Annotated in this window: 16 protein-coding genes and 2 tRNA genes; 12 read left to right on the top strand and 6 right to left on the bottom strand. The window is 48.9% G+C overall.

The features are described from left to right. Positions 1–105 precede the first annotated feature (105 nt). Positions 106–2,736, bottom strand: coding sequence for a leucine--tRNA ligase (leuS, locus tag ACTHUR_RS04515; RefSeq protein ID WP_070695280.1), 2,631 nt, complete (start codon positions 2,734–2,736; stop codon positions 106–108). A 468-nt stretch (positions 2,737–3,204) separates the two neighbouring features. On the opposite strand from leuS, the gene dnaJ reads away from it, so the two are divergent. After that, the gene (gene dnaJ, locus ACTHUR_RS04520; protein WP_004518914.1) at positions 3,205–4,374 is read left to right on the top strand and encodes a molecular chaperone DnaJ; all 1,170 of its coding nucleotides are present in this window, start codon (positions 3,205–3,207) and stop codon (positions 4,372–4,374) included. A 65-nt stretch (positions 4,375–4,439) separates the two neighbouring features. On the opposite strand, the gene ACTHUR_RS04525 is transcribed toward dnaJ, so the two are convergent. Continuing rightward, positions 4,440–4,883, bottom strand: coding sequence for a MarR family winged helix-turn-helix transcriptional regulator (locus ACTHUR_RS04525; protein WP_004518913.1), 444 nt, complete (start codon positions 4,881–4,883; stop codon positions 4,440–4,442). Positions 4,884–5,032: 149 nt separating this feature from the next. On the opposite strand from ACTHUR_RS04525, the gene ACTHUR_RS04530 reads away from it, so the two are divergent. The 5 genes from ACTHUR_RS04530 (at position 5,033) to ACTHUR_RS04550 (ending at position 7,979) form a co-directional block, all read left to right on the top strand. After that, the gene (locus ACTHUR_RS04530) at positions 5,033–5,488 is read left to right on the top strand and encodes a hypothetical protein (protein WP_039861854.1); all 456 of its coding nucleotides are present in this window, start codon (positions 5,033–5,035) and stop codon (positions 5,486–5,488) included. A gap of 23 nt (positions 5,489–5,511) precedes the next feature. After that, entirely contained in the window at positions 5,512–5,949 is a 438-nt protein-coding gene (locus ACTHUR_RS04535) for a cytochrome b (protein WP_004518911.1), read from the top strand. Between the two features lie 39 nt (positions 5,950–5,988). Next, the gene (locus ACTHUR_RS04540) at positions 5,989–6,459 is read left to right on the top strand and encodes an antibiotic biosynthesis monooxygenase family protein (protein ID WP_004518910.1); all 471 of its coding nucleotides are present in this window, start codon (positions 5,989–5,991) and stop codon (positions 6,457–6,459) included. A 289-nt stretch (positions 6,460–6,748) separates the two neighbouring features. Continuing rightward, positions 6,749–7,327 (top strand): TMEM165/GDT1 family protein, encoded by a 579-nt coding sequence (locus tag ACTHUR_RS04545; RefSeq protein ID WP_004518907.1) that lies wholly within the window; start codon positions 6,749–6,751, stop codon positions 7,325–7,327. A gap of 1 nt (position 7,328) precedes the next feature. Next, positions 7,329–7,979, top strand: coding sequence for a TIGR01621 family pseudouridine synthase (locus tag ACTHUR_RS04550; RefSeq protein WP_049335349.1), 651 nt, complete (start codon positions 7,329–7,331; stop codon positions 7,977–7,979). Positions 7,980–8,053: 74 nt separating this feature from the next. Here the strand turns inward: ACTHUR_RS04550 and ACTHUR_RS04555 are convergent, their stop codons facing one another. After that, complete coding sequence (locus ACTHUR_RS04555) at positions 8,054–8,980, bottom strand: LysR family transcriptional regulator (protein WP_003748251.1); 927 nt, start codon at positions 8,978–8,980, stop codon at positions 8,054–8,056. 175 nt (positions 8,981–9,155) lie between these two features. On the opposite strand from ACTHUR_RS04555, the gene ACTHUR_RS04560 reads away from it, so the two are divergent. From ACTHUR_RS04560 to ACTHUR_RS04585, 6 genes are all read left to right on the top strand, one after another. Next, positions 9,156–9,905 (top strand): Nif3-like dinuclear metal center hexameric protein, encoded by a 750-nt coding sequence (locus ACTHUR_RS04560; protein ID WP_070695281.1) that lies wholly within the window; start codon positions 9,156–9,158, stop codon positions 9,903–9,905. Between the two features lie 123 nt (positions 9,906–10,028). After that, positions 10,029–10,610, top strand: a complete 582-nt coding sequence (gene petA, locus ACTHUR_RS04565) for a ubiquinol-cytochrome c reductase iron-sulfur subunit (RefSeq protein ID WP_049335346.1) — start codon at positions 10,029–10,031, stop codon at positions 10,608–10,610. A gap of 18 nt (positions 10,611–10,628) precedes the next feature. Next, entirely contained in the window at positions 10,629–11,978 is a 1,350-nt protein-coding gene (locus tag ACTHUR_RS04570) for a cytochrome b (RefSeq protein WP_003681866.1), read from the top strand. Between the two features lie 14 nt (positions 11,979–11,992). Then, on the top strand, positions 11,993–12,781 hold the full coding sequence (locus ACTHUR_RS04575; RefSeq protein ID WP_003748257.1) for a cytochrome c1: 789 nt from the start codon (positions 11,993–11,995) through the stop codon (positions 12,779–12,781). Positions 12,782–12,995: 214 nt separating this feature from the next. After that, positions 12,996–13,601: a glutathione S-transferase N-terminal domain-containing protein gene (locus ACTHUR_RS04580; RefSeq protein WP_039861850.1), complete on the top strand. Its 606-nt coding sequence runs from the start codon at positions 12,996–12,998 to the stop codon at positions 13,599–13,601. Between the two features lie 11 nt (positions 13,602–13,612). Then, a complete protein-coding gene (locus ACTHUR_RS04585; RefSeq protein WP_049335344.1) occupies positions 13,613–14,017 on the top strand; it encodes a ClpXP protease specificity-enhancing factor in 405 nt (134 codons plus the stop codon). A gap of 139 nt (positions 14,018–14,156) precedes the next feature. Here ACTHUR_RS04585 and ACTHUR_RS04590 read toward each other — a convergent pair. The 3 genes from ACTHUR_RS04590 to ACTHUR_RS04600 all read right to left on the bottom strand — a co-directional run bounded on the left by ACTHUR_RS04590 (position 14,157) and on the right by ACTHUR_RS04600 (position 15,573). Beyond that, positions 14,157–14,232: transfer RNA gene (locus tag ACTHUR_RS04590), tRNA-Ala, on the bottom strand. 6 nt (positions 14,233–14,238) lie between these two features. Then, a tRNA-Met gene (locus ACTHUR_RS04595) sits at positions 14,239–14,315 on the bottom strand. Between the two features lie 106 nt (positions 14,316–14,421). Further along, a complete protein-coding gene (locus ACTHUR_RS04600) occupies positions 14,422–15,573 on the bottom strand; it encodes a class I SAM-dependent methyltransferase (RefSeq protein WP_049335342.1) in 1,152 nt (383 codons plus the stop codon). Positions 15,574–15,833 lie beyond the last annotated feature (260 nt).

Consider the following 15,833-nt stretch of genomic DNA (forward strand, 5'->3'; position numbering starts at 1 on the left):
CTTACAATTCAAGGAAATAACGGTTTTAAAAATAAAAGGCCGTCTGAAAACCTGTTTCCAAGTTTCAGACGGCCTTTATCCGTGTGGCTAAACCTTAAAAGCGGTTTAGACGACAATATTCACCAAGCGTCCGGGAACGACGATGATTTTCTTCGCAGGCTTGCCTTCCATGAATTTCACTGCGCCTTCGTTAGCGAGTGCGGCGGCTTCGAGGTCGGCTTTGGAGGCGTCGGCGGCGACGGTGATTTTGCCGCGCAGTTTGCCGTTGACTTGAACCATCACTTCGATTTCGGATTTAACCAAGGCGGCTTCATCGACGGTCGGCCAGCCTGCTTCCCACAGTTTCGCGCCGTTTAATTCGCTCCACAGGGTTTCGCAGATGTGCGGCACAATCGGCCACAGCAGGCGTACGACGGCTTCCAATACTTCTTGGGCGACGGCTCGGCCTTGTTCGCTGCCGGTGTCGGTTTTGTCGTATTGGTTGAGCAGTTCCATCACGGCGGCGATGGCGGTGTTGAACTGCTGGCGGCGGCCGTAGTCATCGCTGACTTTGGCGGTGGTGGCGTGCAGTTTGTGGCGTAGGTCTTTGAGTTCTTTAGACAAACCATCTTGGCTGCCTGCAAACGCTTTGACCGCGCCGCCTTGTTTCAGGTATTCGTAAACAGTACGCCACAGACGGCGCAGGAAGCGGTGTGCGCCTTCGACGCCGCTGTCGCTCCATTCGAGGGACTGTTCGGGTGGTGCGGCGAACATCATGAACAGGCGGGCGGTATCCGCGCCGTAGGCGTTAATCAGCTCTTGCGGATCGACGCCGTTGTTTTTGGATTTGGACATTTTTTCCGTGCCGCTGATGACGACAGGCAGGCCGTCGGCTTTCAGAACAGCGGAAACAGGGCGGCCTTTGTCGTCGAAAGTCAGCTCGACATCGGCAGGGTTGATCCAGTCTTTGCTGCCGTTGGCGTTTTCGCGGTAGTAGGTTTCGCAGACGACCATACCTTGCGTGAGCAGGCGTTCGAACGGTTCGTCAACATTGACCAAGCCTTCGTCGCGCATCAGTTTGGTGAAGAAGCGCGCGTACAGGAGGTGCAGAATCGCGTGTTCGATACCGCCGATGTATTGGTCAACCGAGCCCCAGTATTTCGCGGCTTCTGCCGATACCATGCCTTCTGCGAATTGAGGAGACATGTAGCGGAAGAAATACCAGCTCGATTCCATGAAGGTGTCCATGGTGTCGGTTTCGCGTTTTGCCGCGCCGCCGCAGCATGGGCAGGTGGTTTCGTAAAACTCGGGCATTTTTGCCAGCGGCGAACCCATGCCGTCGGGTACGACGTTTTCGGGTAAAACGACGGGCAGTTGGTCGGCTGGGACGGGTACGTCACCGCATTTTTCGCAATGGACGATGGGAATCGGGCAGCCCCAGTAGCGTTGGCGTGAAATACCCCAGTCGCGCAGGCGGTATTGGGTTTTCGGTTCGCCAGCGTCTTGGCTTTGCAGCTTGGCGGTGATGGCGTCAAAGGCCATCTGAAAATTCATGCCGTCCAAGTCGCCGCTGTTGACCAATACGCCGTTTTCTTTGTCGCCGTACCATTCTTGCCATTGGTTTGCGTCGAATGCGTTGTCGCCGACGGCAATGACTTGTTTTTTCGGCAGATTGTATTTGGTGGCAAACTCGAAATCGCGTTCGTCGTGCGCCGGAACAGCCATCACCGCGCCGTCGCCGTAACCCCACAATACATAGTTGGCAATCCACACTTCCAGCTTGTCGCCGTTAAGCGGATTGACGACATAGCGGCCGGTCGGCACGCCTTTTTTCTCCATCGTCGCCATATCGGCTTCGGCAACCGAACCGGCTTTGCATTCGGCGATAAATGCCTGCAATTCGGGTTTGTCGGCGGCTGCGGCGGTTGCCAGCGGATGCTCGGCGGCAACGGCAACATAAGTCGCGCCCATCAGCGTGTCGGGACGGGTGGTATAAACTTGCAGGAATTTCGCGTAATCGCCTTCCAAGCCTTGTTTGCTGTCGTCTGAAACGGCGAAGCGCACGGTCATACCGCGAGATTTGCCGATCCAGTTGCGCTGCATGGTTTTGACTTGTTCCGGCCAGTGTTCCAGCTTGTCCAAATCGTTGAGCAGCTCTTCGGCGTAATCCGTGATTTTGAAGTAATACATCGGGATTTCGCGTTTTTCAATCAACGCGCCCGAACGCCAGCCGCGTCCATCGATAACTTGCTCGTTGGCCAATACGGTTTGGTCGACCGGGTCCCAGTTCACCGTGCCGTTTTTGCGATAGACGATGCCTTTTTCAAACAGCTTGGTAAACAGCCATTGTTCCCAGCGGTAGTATTCGGGTTTGCAGGTAGCGACTTCGCGCTCCCAGTCAATCGCAAAACCCAGGCTTTTGAGCTGGGTTTTCATGTATTCGATGTTGTCGTACGTCCAAGCGGCGGGGGCGACGTTGTTTTTCATCGCCGCGTTTTCCGCCGGCATGCCGAACGCGTCCCAACCCATAGGCTGCATGACGTTGAAGCCGTTTAAGCGTTTGAAGCGGCTCAATACGTCGCCGATGGTGTAGTTGCGCACATGCCCCATGTGCAGCTTGCCGCTGGGGTAGGGGAACATGGAGAGGCAGTAGTATTTGGGTTTGGAAGCGTCTTCGGAGACGTTGAAAATACGCTCGTCATCCCATTTTTTCTGCGCCGCAGGCTCGATGGCGGCGGGTTGGTAATGTTCTTGCATGATGTTTCGCTTTGTACAAAAGGCGTTGGGAAATAAAATCAAACGCAGATTATAGCGGATTCAGAAGCGGATTGCTTGTGTCGTAACATCATGTCAAACCGCTTTGGCATTGTTGTTTCCCGTTTGTTTTGACATGGAAGAACGCAAACAATCAAAAGGCCGTCTGAAAACAGGGTTTCAGACGGCCTAGATATGAAACGGTTAACGGTAAGTCTGGCAACGGCCGCCATCAGCATCAGGCATAAAAAGGAAGCAACTTTTTTATCAAGGAAGAAAATCTTTCTAATATAAAACAGCGGTATAGGGTCAAATATTCTTTCACTTTAAGGCCATTATCATGTTTTGACAAGGCGAGGGAGGCTGTCTGAAACAAAATTTTCAGCCGGCCTTAAAAATATCGACTTGAGTTTTTTACCTTCCGCCCACATATCCGACCCAGTTCAAATTTATTCAAAACACTATCAAACTATGAGTACCCAAGATTATTACGAAACCCTTGGTGTTGCCCGCAGCGCTAGCGACGATGAAATCAAAAAAGCCTACCGCAAGCTGGCAATGAAATACCATCCCGACCGCAACCCTGACAACAAAGAAGCGGAAGAAAAATTTAAAGAAGTCCAAAAAGCTTACGACACCTTGTCTGACAAGGAAAAACGTACCATGTACGACCAATACGGCCATGCCGCGTTCGAACAGGGCGCAGGTGCGGGCGGATTCGGTGGCTTTGGCGGTTTTGGCGGCCAAGGCGGATTCGGTGGTGCGCAAGGCTTCGATTTTTCCGATATTTTCAGCCAAATGTTCGGCGGTGGCGGCAGCTCAGGCGGCCGTCAGCCGGATTACAGCGGCGCAGACTTGCAGGTCGGCATAGAGATTTCGCTTGAAGAAGCCGCCAAAGGCGTGAAAAAACGCATCAACATTCCGACTTATGAAGAATGTGATGTCTGCCACGGCTCAGGTGCCAAACCGGGCACATCCGCATCGACTTGTTCGACCTGTCACGGCTCAGGTACGGTACACGTCCGCCAAGCCATTTTCCAAATGCAGCAGACTTGTCCGACTTGTCACGGTACAGGCAAAGAAATCAAAGATCCTTGCGTCAAATGCCGTGGCGAAGGCCGCACCAAAACCAGCAAAACGGTTGAAGTCAACATTCCGGCAGGCATCGACGACGGTCAACGCATCCGTTTGAGCGGCGAGGGCGAGCCGGGTCAACACGGCGCGCCGGCAGGCGATTTGTACGTCAATGTCCGCGTAAGACAGCACAAAATCTTCGAGCGCAACGGCTTAGACCTGCATTGTGAACTGCCGATCAGCTTTGCCATTGCCGCATTGGGCGGTGAAGTCGAAGTGCCGACTTTGGACGGCAAAGTCAAACTGCACATTCCGAAAGAAACGCAAACCGGCCGCCGTATGCGCGTGAAAGGCAAAGGCATCAAGTCTCTGCGTTCTAGCTCGACCGGCGATTTGTACTGCCACATTTTGGTTGAAACACCGGTTAACCTGACCGACCGTCAGAAAGAGTTGCTGGAAGAATTTGAAAAAATCTCCTCCGGCCTCAATCTCAGCCAAACCCCGCGCAAAAAATCGTTTTGGGAAAAAGTAGGCGAAAAAGTAGGCGATTTGTTCTCCGATAATTAATCGCTGTGAAAAAGGCCGTCTGAAACCTGTTTACATTGAGTTTCAGACGGCCTTTTTTATATTTTTCAGACTTTTATCATCTTTTGTTGTTTCAATATAATTTTCTGTGCCATTTCCAAAAACAGTTTCTGCTCGTCTGCAGACAGATCAGCCAAGGATTCTTGGTTGATGGCTTTGGCAATTTCGGTGGAGCTTGATTGTAAAGCACGCGCGTGTTCTGTCAGCATAATCAAACGGCTGCGTGCATCTTCAGGATTAGGCTCCCGTGTAATCAATCCGTCTCGCTCCATCCGTGCCAGAGTGTTGGCAATCGTTGCCTGCTTCAAATCGGCACGCTCAACTAATTCCTGTTGGCTCAAGCCGTCTTTATTCCATAGCTCGATCAAAATTGGAAATTGTGCAGGCGCAATCCCCAGTGGTTTTAAGCCTTCGCTCAATAAAATGGCAAATTGGCGGGCAATATGGTTCATCAAATAGCCTGCCGATTCAGTTTTGAAAACTTCGTTCACTTTGTTTCCTTTAAAATCAGATTATTGCGGATCATATCACAAATATAGCTTGCTATCTTAATTCATAGCACGCTATACTTATTTTAACTCGATAGCTTGCTATTTAAATGCTTTCAGACGACCTCTCTTAAATGTTCAAGGAAACCATAATGAACCGCAATACTTTACGCAAAATCCACGCCGCCGCAGGGGTGGGCGCATTTTTATTCATCGCTTCGTTTTGGAGCAGCACCGTGTTCAGCGAACTCTTCGGCTCGCACGAAACCGTCGCCGCCGTGAAGCAAACCATTGTTTATGCGCTGTTCGGGTTGATTGCCTGCATGGCAACCGTAGGCGCAACAGGCATGAAAATGGGTGGGAAAAGCAAACATACTGCGATTGCCGCCAAACGCCGCCGTATGCCCTTCATCGCCGCCAACGAAATGTTGATTTTGCTGCCTTGCGCGTTTTTCTTAAACAGCCGCGCCGCCGCAGGACAGTTTGACAGCGTGTTTTATATCGTTCAAATCGTAGAACTGATTGCTGGTGTGGCTAATCTGACGCTGTTGGGACTGAGCATGAAAGACGGATTTTCTATCCGTAAACCCAAATTGAAATCCATTTAATTGTTAATTTAAGAGAAAACATCATGAAACCTGATATTCCGCAACGTTACGGCACTACAACCCGCTTTCTGCATTGGACTATGGCGGCCTGCTATCTGTTTATGTTTGCAACCGCCATTGCTTGGAATATGGATGAAAGTCTGAAGTTTTTGACTAATCCTCATAAAGCGGTTGGCTTTCTTCTGCTGATATTGTCTGCTTGGCGTGTGATGCGGGCAATCCGCCAGTCCAGAAATCGACCGGTTGGCAGTATGGCTGCCAAATTTGGACATTGGGCAATGTATCTCCTGATGCTTGCCGTTCCAGTCACAGGTGTTATGAGACAAATTACTCAGGAAGGACAGATTCACGGAGCACTGGCATTTTCGTTGCTGTTCTTGTCTCTGGGACATATCGGCATGGTCGTTTACCACTACATCAAAGGCGAATCCGTAATGCCCCGAATGTTCGGAAGAGTTTAAATATCTCACATCAATTCAAACCTATAAGGAACTATCCATATGAATATCCGTAAAAAAACAGCTCTGATTGCCGCTGCCGCCACTGCCTTTGTCGCTGTCGGTTGTACTGCAAATGCCAAACAGTGGCAGGAAAAATGTGAAGCCTTTCAAAACAGTGTTGTCCTCATTAATACTTTTGAAGTGCCGCAGGGTAAAGAAGCCGAAGCTTTGGCTTCTTGGCAAAAAGCGCGTGATTTTTTGAAAACCCAGCCAGGCTATATAGCTACGCGCCTGCACCAAAATATAGATCCAAACGGTAAATATCATTTGGTCAACGTAGCCCGTTGGCGCAATATGGAAGATTTTAAAGCCGCTACTGCCAAGATGCGTCAGGCCCTGCCGGATAATATGCCTGAAGGGGTTGCAGCCAGCCCGGGTTTGTTTAAAGTGATTGAAAACGATATGCCGCATGGTTTTGGCAGATACAATGGCAAAGGATTCGGCCGTAAATTTGAAGTATGCGGCAAGTAATCGCAGGCCGTCTGAAACCTACTTGAATCAGGTTTCAGGCGGACTTTTGTTTTTCTTTCTGTTGCTTCAAGCCATGGTTTGCCTTACAATTCGCGCTTCACTCTTACGGGAGTAGCCATTCGGCGCAATGCCGAAACCGTTGTCAACATAATCGGCTTGTGCGGCCGTGGCAGCGGTATCTTCTCTGCTTTATCGGAAGACAGGCAAGACGTAAGCGTTGTCCATACCCTTGCGGGCGGTATGCACAGCGCTTTTTGTTTGCCCGCTTTTCGGTTGAGTATCTTAAATCATGGAAGCTTTTTTCTCCTCGACGCTGGGCGTTGCCATTGCCGAAATCGGCGATAAGACGCAATTGCTCGCACTCTTTTTAGCTGCACGTTTTGCCCACAAAAACGCGATTGTTGCCGGTATTTTTATTGCAACCCTGTTGAACCATCTTGTTTCAGCCGCACTCGGTGTCTGGCTGGCATCCGCTATTTCGCCCGAAGTCATGAAATGGGTGGTTGGCGGCAGTTTTATTGCGGTTGGATTGTGGCTGCTATTGCCGGACAAAGACGAAGATCCTGACGGTAAGTGGCTGAAATACGGCGCATTTACGGCGACGGTTGTCCTGTTTTTCTTGGCTGAAATCGGCGATAAAACGCAGATTGCAACAGTTCTTTTGGCAGCAAAATACCAATCTATCCTGCTGGTCGTGGTCGGCAGTATTGCCGGTTTGATGATTGCTTCTGTGCCTGCCGTGTATTTGGGCGAAATGCTGATGCGCAAGATTCCGGCCAAAGCAGTGCGCATTGCCGCATGTATCTTGTTCTGCCTGCTGGGTATTTTGACCCTGCTTGGCGACGGTATCGTGTTGAAGGCCGTCTGAAATGTGGGACATTGTTTTTGAACACAAAGATTTTGTGGTCATTAATAAGCCTTGCGGCGTATCGGTGCACAGCGAATCGGAAGGGGATGTTTGCCTGACCGCTTCGCTGGCGCAGCAGCTCGGTGTTGAACGCGTGTGGCTGGTTCACCGTTTGGACAAGGCCACCAGCGGCCTGTTGCTGTTTGCGCTCAACCGCGACAGCGCGGCGGCTTTGTCGGCACAGTTTGCCGAGAAAACTATGCGTAAAACGTATTTGGCACTCAGTACGCACAAGCCGGCGAAAAAGCAGGGCTGGGTGAAAGGCGGTATGGCGCGTTCGCGGCGCGGTACATGGAAGCTGACGCGAGACGAGGATAATTTTGCCGTTACCCGTTTCAGCAGCCAAAGCCTGAAGCCCGGTTTGCGCCTGTTTGTGTTGCAACCGTTTACCGGCAAAACCCATCAGCTGCGCGTGGCCATGAAAAGCATAGGCAGTCCGATTTTGGGCGATACGCTGTATGGCGGCGATGAGGCGGGACATCTGTTTTTGCACGCTTGGCGTTTGGTTTTCGACTATCGCGGCGAGCATTTCGATATTCGGGTTGCGCCCGATAAAACATGGCCGTCTGAAATCGATTTGTCGGCGTGTTTGGGTTCGGATGAATCCGAATAGAAGCAGTGAGATTTTTGTGTATATTAAAAAAGGCCGTCTGAAATTGTTCAGACGGCCTTTTGCTTGTTTTAAGTTTACATTTCCAATTCGCTCAAACCCGGCAAGTCGGCAAAACAGCGGTCGTGCGTGATTTGGCAGAAGTTGTCCAAATAGCCTTTGTTGGCATCTTCCGTACGAATGGCTGCATAAAGTTTGCTTTGCAGGCCGTCTGAAGTGATTTTGCGATGGACGACGTAGCCTTTTTCCAGATACGGCATGACCGTCCAATAGGGCAGGGCGGCGATGCCGCGTTTGCTGGCAACCAGTTGAATAATGGCAATGGTCAGCTCGCTGTGGCGGCGCGGCGGATTAATGCCTTTAGGCAGCAGCACTTTTTTAGGCAAATCCAGCATTTCGTCGGGGACGGGATAAGTAATCAGGGTTTCGTCGATAAAATCTTCCGCTTCCCAAACATCTTTGTCGGCAAGTGGGTGGTCTTCTGCACAGATGCCGACCATTTCATAGGCAAACAGAGGGCGGTAGCTGATGCCGTTGAGTGGCTCGGCTTCGGAAACGATGGCAAGGTCGGCACGGTGTTGTAGCAGCAGCCCGACCGGATCGGCTTGGAAACCGGAAACGATGTCCAATTCAACTTGCGGCCATAAGGGGCGGAACTCGCCCATGGCAGGCATCAGCCAGTCGAAGCAGGTGTGGCATTCGACGGCAAGCCTGAGTTCGCCCGCTTCGCCTTCGATAATCCGCACCAAATCACGTTCGGCGGCAGCAACCTGCGGCAACAGCTCGCGCGCCAGTTGCAATAGGCGCATACCGGCCGGAGTGAAGCGCAGTGGTGTGGATTTGCGTTCAAACAACGGCGTTTCGTAATAATTTTCCAAGGCGCGGATTTGGTGCGACAGGGCGGATTGGGTCAGGAAAACCCGTTTGGCGGCAAGGGAAACGCTGCCGGTTTCTTCTAAAGCCAGCAAGGTTTTGAGATGACGCAATTCGATAATAGAGTCCATGTGTTTTCAGACGGCCTGTGGGTAAGGTGGTGTATATTAAAATAATTCATGATGATGTGCAAATGATTAATGTTGGGAATGATTGCTGAAATCGGAATGTAAGAATTTGAGGCATAAACAGATTTTGCGGTTAGAATGCGAAGCTGTTTTTGAAGATAGATATAAGGAGCGGAATATGGCTTTACGCCGCGAAATTCTGGCCTGGTGCGATGAGACATTGCAGGTCTGGCTGTTTAAGGACTATGCGCCCAACGGTTTGCAGGTCGAAGGCAAAGAAGAAATTGCCAAAATCGCCACTTCGGTTACCGCCAGCAAAGCAGCAATCGATTTTGCCGTAGGGCAGGGGGCGGATATGCTTTTGGTTCACCACGGCATGTTTTGGAAAAGCGAGCCTGTCACGATTACCGGTTGGAAAAAAGCACGCATTGAAACCTTGCTGCAATACCAAATCAATATGGCGGGCTACCACCTGCCGCTGGACGCACACCCGCAATTAGGCAATAACGCACAGTTGGCTGAGAAACTCGATTGGGTGCTCGAAAAACAATTCGGCGAGCAAAACCTGTTGAATACAGGCCGTCTGAAAACCACGCAAACGTTGGCGCAGTTGTCTGAATGCATTGAGGCGGTATTTGACCGCAAGCCGACCGTTATCGGCGATCTTGAACGCGAAATCAAACGCATTGCCTGGTGCAGTGGCGGTGCGCAGGGATTTTTTCAGACGGCCGTAGACGAAGGTGTCGATGTGTATCTGACCGGTGAGATTTCCGAAGCGCAATATCATCTTGCCAATGAAACGGGTGTGGCATTTATCAGTGCCGGCCACCACGCGACAGAACGTTACGGCGTCCGCGCCTTAGGCGATGCTGTGGCAGAAAAATTCGGTATTGAAGTGGTTCACTTTGATGAAAACAACCCTGCCTGAGTATTGAGCAATATCATAAAAACTTTACCTTATTTTAAATAATGCTTTGAGTATTACAACAAACTAGGTAGAATTACGCTGTTTAATGGCTCGGTATTCCCAAAATTTTAGGACGACTGAATAATGGATAATCAAGAAATCAACAACGGTCGCCGCCGTTTTCTGACACTGGCTACTTGCGGTGCAGGCGGTGTGGCGGCTCTAGGCGTAGCTACGCCTTTCGTGGCCAGCTTCTTCCCATCGGAGAAAGCTAAGGCTGCCGGTGCTGCTGTCGAAGTGGATGTCAGCAAAATCGAAGCAGGCCAAATGCTGACTGCCGAATGGCAGGGTAAACCGATTTGGCTGGTCAACCGCACAGATCAACAGCTCAAAGACTTGAAAAGTTTGGATGGTGCAGTTACAGACCCTAATTCCGAAGTGGATCAGCAACCGGAATACGCTAAAAACGAGCACCGTTCGATCAAGCCGAACCTCCTCGTCGCTATCGGTATCTGTACCCACCTGGGTTGCTCTCCGACTTACCGTCCCGACGTTGCCCCTGCGGATTTGGGTGCAGACTGGAAAGGCGGTTTCTTCTGCCCTTGCCACGGTTCGAAATTCGACATGGCAGGCCGCGTATACAAAGGTGTTCCTGCACCGACCAATTTGGTTGTACCGCCTTACAAATATCTGAGCGATACGACTGTTTTGGTGGGCGAAGACTAAAAATAAGGAACGATAATTATGGCAAACCAAACCAATAGCAAAGCAAAAGCATTGTTAGGCTGGATGGACGCTCGCTTCCCTCTGTCTAAAATGTGGAATGAGCATTTGGCTCAATACTATGCGCCAAAGAACTTCAACTTCTGGTATTACTTCGGCTCTTTGGCTCTGCTCGTCCTTGTAATTCAAATCGTCAGCGGTATTTTCCTGACCATGAACTACAAACCGGACGGCAACCTTAACGCCTACCATCTGCCTGCTGCCTTTACTGCAGTAGAGTACATCATGCGCGACGTGTCCGGCGGCTGGATTATCCGCTACATGCACTCCACTGGCGCATCTTTCTTCTTCATCGTCGTTTATCTGCACATGTTCCGCGGTCTGATTTACGGTTCGTACAAAAAACCTCGTGAATTGGTGTGGATTTTCGGTTCCCTGATTTTCTTGGCATTGATGGCAGAAGCTTTTATGGGTTACCTGTTGCCTTGGGGTCAAATGTCCTTCTGGGGTGCGCAGGTAATTATTAACCTGTTCTCCGCCATCCCTGTTATCGGTCCTGATTTGTCCACTTGGATCCGCGGTGACTTCAACGTTTCCGACGTTACTTTAAACCGCTTCTTCGCCCTGCACGTTATCGCTGTACCTTTGGTATTGCTCGGCTTGGTTGTGGCTCACATCATCGCCCTGCATGAAGTGGGTTCTAACAACCCTGATGGCGTTGAAATCAAGAAAAACAAAGACGAAAACGGTATTCCACGCGATGGTATCCCATTCCATCCTTACTACACCGTTAAAGACATCTTGGGCGTCGTTGTATTCCTGATTGTCTTCTGTTCTGTGTTGTTCTTTGCACCTGAAGGCGGCGGCTACTTCCTCGAAGCGCCAAACTTCGATGCAGCGAATGCGCTGAAAACACCTCCGCACATTGCGCCGGTATGGTACTTCACTCCGTTCTACGCAATTCTGCGTGCGATTCCTTCCTTTGCCGGTACTCAGGTATGGGGCGTAATCGGTATGGGTGCAGCAGTTGTCCTGATTGCCTTGTTGCCTTGGTTGGATAAAGGCGAAGTTAAATCTGTCCGTTATCGCGGCCCAATCTTCAAAACTGCGTTGGTTCTGTTCATCATTGCCTTCATCGGTTTGGGTATTTTGGGTGCAATGGTAGCAACTGATACCCGTACTTTGGTTGCACGTATCCTGTCTTTCGTCTACTTTGCATTCTTCCTAGGTATGCCGTTCTATACCAAACTGGATACCAACAAACCAGTTCCTGAACGCGTAACCATGAGCACTACTAAACAAAAAATTATGTTCTTTGTTTATGTCGGTATTACCGTTGTTGGTGCTTACTTGTTTGCAACCAATATCTGATGAGGGCAGCGAAAATGAAACAAACTCTGAAAAACTGGTTTGCTGCCTTATTGCTGGCAGTGCCTATGAGTGCAGCCGTCGCCAGCGGCGGCCATGCAAACTATGAAAAAGTCGATATCGACCTGCGTGACCAAGTCAGCCTGCAGCACGGTGCGCAAATCTTTACAAACTACTGTTTGTCTTGCCACTCTGCCAGTGGTATGCGCTTCAACCGTCTGAAAGACATCGGTTTGACTGAAGATGAAATCAAGAAAAACCTGATGTTCACAACAGACAACGTTGGTGACGTGATGGTAGCGGCCATGGATCCGAAAGATGCTTCCAAATGGTTGGGTGCGCCTCCGCCGGATTTGACCCTGATTGCCCGTTCTAAAGGTGCGGACTACCTGTACGCTTATATGCGCGGCTTCTATAAAGACCCAACTCGTCCGACCGGTTGGAACAATACCGTTTTGGCCGGCGCGAGTATGCCTCACCCATTGTGGGAGCAACAAGGTGTTCAAGCCGTTGAATTGGATGCCAAAGGTCAGCCCGTTATGATTAAAGACGAGCATGGCAACCTGACTCCTAAACTGTATTGGGAATCTACCGGTCTGCATAGCCGTCGTCTGCCTAATGGTAAAGTAATCCAAAAAGAGTACGATGCTTATGTGCGCGATTTGGTGAACTACTTGGTATACATGGGCGAACCTGCTCAATTGCAACGCCACCGTATCGGTTACATGGTTTTGACATTCCTGTTTGCCGTAATGTTGCCGTTGGCGTACTTCCTGAAAAAAGAATTCTGGAAAGACGTTCATTAATTCTTTTGAATCAAAAAGGCAAACCTGTTTCAGGTTTGCCTTTTTTGTTTGCTTAATCAATTTATGTCGGATTAATGCAAATCTAAAAATTGCTTAATGTAAACAGTGTGTTATTTTAAATTTCTGGATTAAGTATTTGAAATTATGTATAATTCTTTCTGAATTTTTATAAGGCTTAAGGCCGTCTGAAAAGATTGATCAGGAGTAGAAGATTATGATGACTTTGTATTCGGGTATTACTTGTCCATTCAGCCAACGTTGCCGTTTTGTATTGTATGAAAAAGGCATGGATTTTGAAATCAAAGATGTGGACGTGTTCAATAAACCCGAAGACTTGGCTTTGATGAATCCGTATAACCAAGTACCGGTTCTGGTTGAGCGTGATTTGATTTTGCACGAATCAAACATCATCAACGAATACATTGACGAGCGTTTCCCTCATCCTCAGTTGATGCCGGGTGATCCTGTTATGCGCGGTCGCGGCCGTTTGGTACTGTACCGTATGGAAAAAGAATTGTTCAGCTTGGTGCAAGTGTTGGAAAACCCTGAATCTACCAATAAAGAACAAGCCAAAGCGCGTGAAGCCATTGGCAATGGTTTGACACTGTTGGCACCGTCTTTTACTAAAAACAAATACATCTTGGGCGATGACTTCTCCATGATTGATGTTGCCTTATCTCCACTGTTGTGGCGTTTGGACTATTACGACATCAAACTGGGTAAATCTGCTGCGCCTTTGCTGAAGTACGCCGAGCGTATTTTCCAACGCGAAGCCTTTATTGAAGCATTGACACCGGCTGAAAAAGCCATGCGCCGTTAAAGGACGGATCTATGGCAACTTCAACCAAACCGTATTTGTTGCGTGCTTTGTATGAATGGTGTTTGGATAATAACCAAACACCGCATATCGTGGCTTGGGTAAATGAACATACCCGTGTGCCGATGCAGTATGTACGCGACAATGAGATTGTTTTAAATATTGGCCCTACTGCCAGCCATAACTTGAATATCGACAACGAGTGGGTCAATTTTTCTGCACGCTTTTCCGGCGTAGCGCACGAGATTTGGATTCCGGTCGGTCATATTGTCAGTATATTTGGCCGCGAAAGTGGAGAGGGTATGGGGTTTGAGGTAGAACCATATCAGCCTGCTTCTATCGAAGCTGCAGTGGCCGAAGATAAAAAAGCTGAATCTGCGGAAGAAAAACCGAAAAAAGTATTGAAGCTTGTGAAGTAATTAAAGATAAAAGGCCGTCTGAAATGTTTCAGACGGCCTTTATTGATTGGGTATTGAAATGGCAAAATTAATGAGCAATCAGTTATTAATTAAGCCAAACAAAAAAGCTCTTGCGTTTAACAAGAGCTTTTTTGTTTAGTGGTGGAGGTAAGCGGGATCGAACCGCTGACCTCTTGCATGCCATGCAAGCGCTCTACCAACTGAGCTATACCCCCGAAATTTGGTGGCGAATCAGGGACTCGAACCCCGGACACAAGGATTATGATTCCTCTGCTCTAACCGACTGAGCTAATTCGCCGTTTCGTGAAGTCGCTATTATAGTTTTTTTTGAATATTTGGCAAGCGCTAATTTTGGTTTTTTTTATTTCTTATTGTTTTTAAAAAATAAAAAGTAGGTTGTCAGGCTATAGCTTATGGCAAATATCGCCGTGGCTAAAGCCTGCCCAGTCGATATCGATGTTTTTGCCAAAAGCGATCACTTTAAAAAGTTCGCCCATTTCATGCTGATGTATCAGTTTCTGTACTGCGGCGGCTGCTTGGATGTATTCAACTGAATCTGGGCTGCCGATTTGTGCCAGCAAATCGGTGATGCCGAGATTGAGCAGGAAATAAGATTGGGGCAGGTAGCCGATTAAGTCCAAACCTGATTCTATGCCGGCGCGTGCAATATCGGTGAAATTGACATGTGCAGTCAGATCGGTCAGGCCGATGTTGAAAAATGGGTCATGGATGGTGTGGTGGCGATAGTGGCCGATAAATGTGCCTTCTTTGCGTTGCGGATGGTAATACTGGGCGGCGTCGAAGCCGTAATCGATAAATATCATACCGCCGCGCTGCAATTTGGCGGCCAGGGTTTGGATAAAGGCATATTGTGCAGGATGTAGCTCGCTTGTGTATGAATGGAGGGGAGGGAGGTACAAGGAGGCTGTTTGTATCAGTTCGGCTTGGGTCAATGGTCTGATGGCTTCGATTAGCTCGTCATTCTCTAGGCTCACGCCGATTTGTTGAAACCCTTCATCTTGATAAATCAAGCGTTCCACCGGCATGGCATCCAATACTTCGTTGCCGATGATGATGCCGTCAAAGTGTTCGGGTAATGTGGTGAGGTGGATGACTTTTGTGGCTGCTTCGGGGGAAGTATGTTCAAGAATATGTTGGCGTTGTCTCTCTGCAAGCTCTGCTGATAGTTCGATAATATAGTAATGATTTAGGCCGTCTGAAAGGTTTTGCAAGAGTGTGGCAGCGAGATGACCTGTACCTGCACCAAATTCATAGATATTGCCTGCTGTTTGCGGCAGTAATTCGGCAAGTTGTTTGGCAAGGGTTTGTCCGAATAGGGGGGAGAGGGTGGGGGCGGTAATGAAGTCGCCGTCCGTACCGATTTTATGGCTGCCTCCGCTGTAATAGCCGTATTGAGGTGTGTAAAGGGCAAGCTCCATAAAACGGGAGAAGGGTATCCAGTTTTGATGTTGTTCAATTTCGTTTTTTATAAGCTTGGTCAGGTGTGCTGAAGAGGCTTGTGCATCAGGGGAAGGAAGGGGGAGTTGTGGCTTCATGACTGTTAGATAATGTAAAAAATTTGAATTTGTTTGTATATTATAGCCCCTTGTGAGAGGGGTGGTAATCGGGTGTAAAAATACTATATGTAGTATTTTAAAAACATAAACAATACTAGATATGGTGTTTTATGCCATATAAAATGGCTAGCATATTAATTTGTCATGCATTTTTGTATATATAAGCTATTGAATTTTAAGTGTTTAGTGTTTCATTTCAGATAAAGGGTTGATTTGACCTGATTGCCAAAATTTCTTAT

Source organism: Neisseria sp. P0021.S007 (genome assembly GCF_051956855.1).

What these genes read in the sequence shown, in the direction of transcription:
- dnaJ (WP_004518914.1), top strand. Translation starts at nt 3,205, where the DNA reads ATGAGTACCCAAGATTATTACGAAACCCTTGGTGTTGCCCGCAGCGCT.
- ACTHUR_RS04600 (WP_049335342.1), bottom strand. Translation starts at nt 15,573, where the DNA reads ATGAAGCCACAACTCCCCCTTCCTTCCCCTGATGCACAAGCCTCTTCA.
- ACTHUR_RS04535 (WP_004518911.1), top strand. Translation starts at nt 5,512, where the DNA reads ATGAAACCTGATATTCCGCAACGTTACGGCACTACAACCCGCTTTCTG.
- ACTHUR_RS04550 (WP_049335349.1), top strand. Translation starts at nt 7,329, where the DNA reads ATGTGGGACATTGTTTTTGAACACAAAGATTTTGTGGTCATTAATAAG.
- ACTHUR_RS04575 (WP_003748257.1), top strand. Translation starts at nt 11,993, where the DNA reads ATGAAACAAACTCTGAAAAACTGGTTTGCTGCCTTATTGCTGGCAGTG.
- leuS (WP_070695280.1), bottom strand. Translation starts at nt 2,736, where the DNA reads ATGCAAGAACATTACCAACCCGCCGCCATCGAGCCTGCGGCGCAGAAA.
- ACTHUR_RS04570 (WP_003681866.1), top strand. Translation starts at nt 10,629, where the DNA reads ATGGCAAACCAAACCAATAGCAAAGCAAAAGCATTGTTAGGCTGGATG.
- ACTHUR_RS04580 (WP_039861850.1), top strand. Translation starts at nt 12,996, where the DNA reads ATGATGACTTTGTATTCGGGTATTACTTGTCCATTCAGCCAACGTTGC.
- ACTHUR_RS04585 (WP_049335344.1), top strand. Translation starts at nt 13,613, where the DNA reads ATGGCAACTTCAACCAAACCGTATTTGTTGCGTGCTTTGTATGAATGG.
- ACTHUR_RS04545 (WP_004518907.1), top strand. Translation starts at nt 6,749, where the DNA reads ATGGAAGCTTTTTTCTCCTCGACGCTGGGCGTTGCCATTGCCGAAATC.
- ACTHUR_RS04560 (WP_070695281.1), top strand. Translation starts at nt 9,156, where the DNA reads ATGGCTTTACGCCGCGAAATTCTGGCCTGGTGCGATGAGACATTGCAG.
- ACTHUR_RS04555 (WP_003748251.1), bottom strand. Translation starts at nt 8,980, where the DNA reads ATGGACTCTATTATCGAATTGCGTCATCTCAAAACCTTGCTGGCTTTA.
- ACTHUR_RS04540 (WP_004518910.1), top strand. Translation starts at nt 5,989, where the DNA reads ATGAATATCCGTAAAAAAACAGCTCTGATTGCCGCTGCCGCCACTGCC.
- ACTHUR_RS04530 (WP_039861854.1), top strand. Translation starts at nt 5,033, where the DNA reads ATGAACCGCAATACTTTACGCAAAATCCACGCCGCCGCAGGGGTGGGC.
- petA (WP_049335346.1), top strand. Translation starts at nt 10,029, where the DNA reads ATGGATAATCAAGAAATCAACAACGGTCGCCGCCGTTTTCTGACACTG.